The organism is Streptomyces bohaiensis (genome assembly GCF_012033785.1).
Classification (GTDB): domain Bacteria; phylum Actinomycetota; class Actinomycetes; order Streptomycetales; family Streptomycetaceae; genus Streptomyces; species Streptomyces bohaiensis.
On record NZ_JAAVJC010000364.1, the window covers coordinates 1 to 3,877 of the forward strand.

The 3,877-nt window shown below is 76.6% G+C and carries 3 protein-coding genes; all 3 read right to left on the reverse strand.

All coding sequences use genetic code 11. The annotated features are described in order from the left end of the window. A partial coding sequence (locus HCN52_RS22615) for a serine/threonine protein kinase (RefSeq protein WP_168090293.1) occupies nucleotides 1–1,543 on the reverse strand: 1,543 nt, incomplete at its 3' end. Further along, nucleotides 1,540–2,778 (reverse strand): hypothetical protein, encoded by a 1,239-nt coding sequence (locus tag HCN52_RS22620; RefSeq protein WP_168090294.1) that lies wholly within the window; start codon nucleotides 2,776–2,778, stop codon nucleotides 1,540–1,542. The genes HCN52_RS22620 and HCN52_RS22615, both read right to left, overlap by 4 nt. Next, on the reverse strand, nucleotides 2,778–3,877 hold a 1,100-nt coding region (locus HCN52_RS22625; protein ID WP_209314866.1), incomplete at its 5' end, for a glutamate ABC transporter substrate-binding protein. The genes HCN52_RS22620 and HCN52_RS22625, both read right to left, overlap by 1 nt.

Genomic DNA, 3,877 nt, shown 5'->3' on the forward strand with positions numbered 1-3,877 from the left:
GCAGCGGGCGGGCGGTCGTGCGGCGGCGGCGCGGGTCCCGCTCGCCGAGGGCCGAGACCCGGCCGTCGCCCGGGGGCAGCAGTTCCGCGTCCACCACCCCGCCCTCCGGCCCGAACATCGCGGACGCGGCCGGGCGGGGCCGCCCGGTGCGGAGCGCGACGATCTCCCGAAGCACCCCCGTGAGCTGGTCCGACATCTCCGCGGCGGAGACGAAGCGCCGCTCCGGGTCGGGGTCGGTCGCCCGGACCAGCAGCCGGTAGAAGGACTCGTGGCGGCGGAACACCCCGACCGCGTCGGGGGAGGGCAGGCTGTCGGCGTACGCGCCGCGGTAGCCGGAGAAGTCGAAGGTCAGCACGGCGAGGGTGCGGGCGACGGTGTACAGGTCGGACGCGACGGAGGCGCCGTGCTCCGGTACCTCGGGGGCCTGGTAGCCCGGGGTGCCGTAGACCGGGGAGCGCCGGTCGTCGATCCGCCGGACCGCGCCCATGTCGATCAGCTTCAGGTGGTTGCCCTGCTGGATGGCGTTGTCGACCTTGAAGTCGCAGTAGAGCAGGTTGCGGCTGTGGAGGTGGCCGAGCGCGTCGAGCGCGGCGAGGCCGTAGGCGCAGGCCAGCTCCACGGGCATGGGGTCGCGCCGGCCGTCCGGGGTCCGGCGCCTGTTGGCGAGTTCCTTGAGGGACCGGCCGCCGACGTACTCCATCACGATGTACCCGTCGCGGCTGCCGGTCCGCCGGTCCACGTGCTCCACGAAGTTGTAGACCCGGACGATGGTGCGGTGCTCGATCTCAGCGAGGAAGCGGCGCTCGTTGATGGCGGCGGCCATCGCGTCGGCGTCGCCGGAGTCGAGCAGCCCCTTCAGCACCACCCAGCGGCGGGAGAGCGCGCGGTCGCGCGCCAGGTAGATCCAGCCGAGCCCGCCGTGGGCGAGGGGGCCGGCCACCTCGTACTGGCCCCGCAGGACGTCACCGGGGGCCAGCTTCGGCACGAACGAGAACGGGTGCCCGCACACGGAGCAGTACCCCTCGGCGCGACCGGGGCCCGCCTCGCCGGACCGGCCGACCGGCGCACCGCACTCGGGGCCCGAGCAGTAGCGCCGGTCCTCCGGCACCTCGGGGTCGCGCAGCACGGCGGCGGCCGGGTCGGGCCGCGGAACCTCGTCCACCGTCACCAGACCGGCCCCCAGCCGGGACCGGCTGCTGCGGACCGGTCCGGATCGGCCACCGCGCACCGAGACCCACCAGCCCCCGGCGGGGGCGGCCGCGCCGTCGCGCGCCAGGCGTCCCGGGACGGAGCGGCGCGACACCTGCGAGCGCGAGGGGCCCAGCAGGGAGGGGCGGTCGGCGTCCCCGCCCCGTGGGGAGGGCAGTGCCGGCGCGGACCGGGGGCCGCGGTCGGCACCGGGCCCCGTCGCACCGGACCCCACCGTCCCGGCCCCCGTACCGCCGGACCCGGCGCTCCCGGCTTCTCCCGCCGCGTCGCTCGCCGCGGCGTCGCCGCCACCGGGTCGCGGGCCGCGCCCCTCGGGTATCGCTTCCTCGCTCATCCCGCCTCGCCCCCCGCCGTCTCGGTCTCCCGTCCCGCGGCGGGCGGCCGCAGCGTCGCCTCCTGGTAGGTGCGCACGAGGCGCTCGGCCGTCCGCAGGTTGCACGGCGCGCTCCACAGGGTGCGGCGGGCCGCGTCGTACAGCGGTGCCGCCTCGGCACCGGCGCCGAGGCGGGCAGCCTTGGCGCGGTAGGCGTCCAGCCGGCCACGAAGCTCGGCGCGCACCGCCAGCGGTGCCGTCACCGCGGTCAACGCCTGCCGCGCCAGGGAGAGTTCCTCTTCGGCGCGCCGTTCCAGATCGGCCAGCAGCGGGGCCAGACGCGCCCACCGGCGTGCCCGCCGGTGGCCCCCCGCCGCGGCCAGCCGCTCCTGCAGGACGGCGACGGACCCCTCGACGGGGGGTACGTCCCAGCCTGCGATCTTCGCGAGGACCTCGCCGCGCGCGGTGCGCGCCTCCGCCAGCGTGCGGTCGGCGCGGGAGAGCACGTCGCGGACGTGGGAGAGCCGTTCCTCCGCGTCGCGGTGGACGGCGATGACGTCCTCGATCTCCCGGCGCGCGTCCTCCACCGCCCGCTCGGCGCGATCGAATCCGGAGGTGTCGACGCGGCCCCGGCCCGGTTCGCTGCTGCCGCCCACCGGGCGCCACAGCGCCAGCGGATCGCCCGTCGCCGTGGCACGCAGCACCGTCAACTCGGCGCTCACCCCGGCCAGGACGTCGGCGGCCGGGTGCTCGCCGCGGACCACGCCCACCGAGCGGGCCAGCTCCGCGATCCGGCGCAGCTCGGCGAGGAGGAGCTCCACACGGGCGGGGAGGGCCGACCACACGGCGTCGACGGCCAGCACCACCTCCAGCACCTCGGCGTAGCCCTCGGTGGTGCGTGCGACCAGTTCCTCCCAGCCGATCCGCTCCGGGTCGGTGCCGGGCGCCTCCACCGTCAGGCAGGCGCCGGTGAGCAGCTCCGTCAGCTCCGTCGATTCGGCCGGGCCCGGGACGCGTCGTGAGGAGCGGACCGTCCGGGCCCGCTCCAGCGTGGTGCGGGCCGTGCAGTGCCATCCCCACAGCCGCGCCAGGAGCCGGTCCGCCTCCTCCCACCGGGTGCGGGTGTCGCCGGTCAACTCCGCCCCGGCGAGCAACCGGCGGCCGGGATGGTCGCGCAGTGCCAGCAACGAGGTCTCCACGGCGGACAGTTCGGTATCCAGCCGCGCCAGCCTCGGCAGTACCTCCTCGGTCTCCATCACCGACTCCCCTCTCCGTCCAGGTACCGGGGGGCCGGCGGTGCCGGCGACGCCTCGTCGGTGTGGTCGGCCAACCAGCGGTCGTGGGCGCGGCGCCACGCGCTGTTCTCGCCGCCCGCGGTGTAGTCGGCGAGGACGGCGTTGACCCGCCGCACCAGATCGACGTCCTCCCGCCGCATCGCCACTCCGTAGACCTCGCGGGTCAACTCCTCGCCGACGGCCGCGACCGCGGGGTCCTGCGCGGCGTGGCCCGCGGCCAGCGCACCGTCGGTCATCAGGGCGTCGACCTCGCCGAGCTGCAACAGGACGAGGCAGTCGATGTGGCCCGGCGCGTGGACGAGGTCGAGCCCCAACTCCGGTCCGCGCGCCTCCAGCAGGGCGCGGGCGGTGGTCGTCTCCCCGCTGCACACCCGGCTGCCGGCCAGCGAGTCGTCGAAGCCGGTGACCGCCGAGCCCCGCGGGACGACGACGCGCTGACCGGTCTCGAAGTACCCGTGGGAGAAGGCGACCTCGCGCCACCGGTCGCAGGTGATCGACATGGCGCGGACGACCATGTCGATCTCGCCCTCGGCGAGGAGCCGTTGGCGCGCGTCGGTGGGGATCGCGCGGAAGACCACCGCGGGTTCGGGCCCGAGGAGGTCCTCGGCGATCGCGCGTGCGAGGTCGATGTCGAACCCGGCGATGTCGCCGTTCTCCGGGGTCCGGAAGCCCCAGAGGTAGCTGCCCTGGTCGACGCCGACGACCAGTTCGCCCCGGCGCTGGATGCGGCGGACCGCCTCGCCGGCCTCGGTGGAGGGCGGGTAGCTCGCCGTGGCGTCGACGCCGTCGGCGCACACCTCGGCCGTCGTGGAGACCGGCGGCATCGGTTCGGCACCGTCCGGCTCTCCGTCGTCCGGCTCTCCGTCGTCCGGTTCCGCACCGTCCGGGGGCGCCGCGGGGGGACCGGGTGTCGCCGGCAACGGGGGCGTGGGCGGCGCCGGTTGCGCCGCGCCGATACTCGGGGGGCGCGGCGTCCCGTCGGCCGCGCCGTCGGAGCCCCCCGAGGGCAGCACGGAGAGCAGGACGGCTGCCGCGAGCGCGACACCGCCCGCCGCCACCC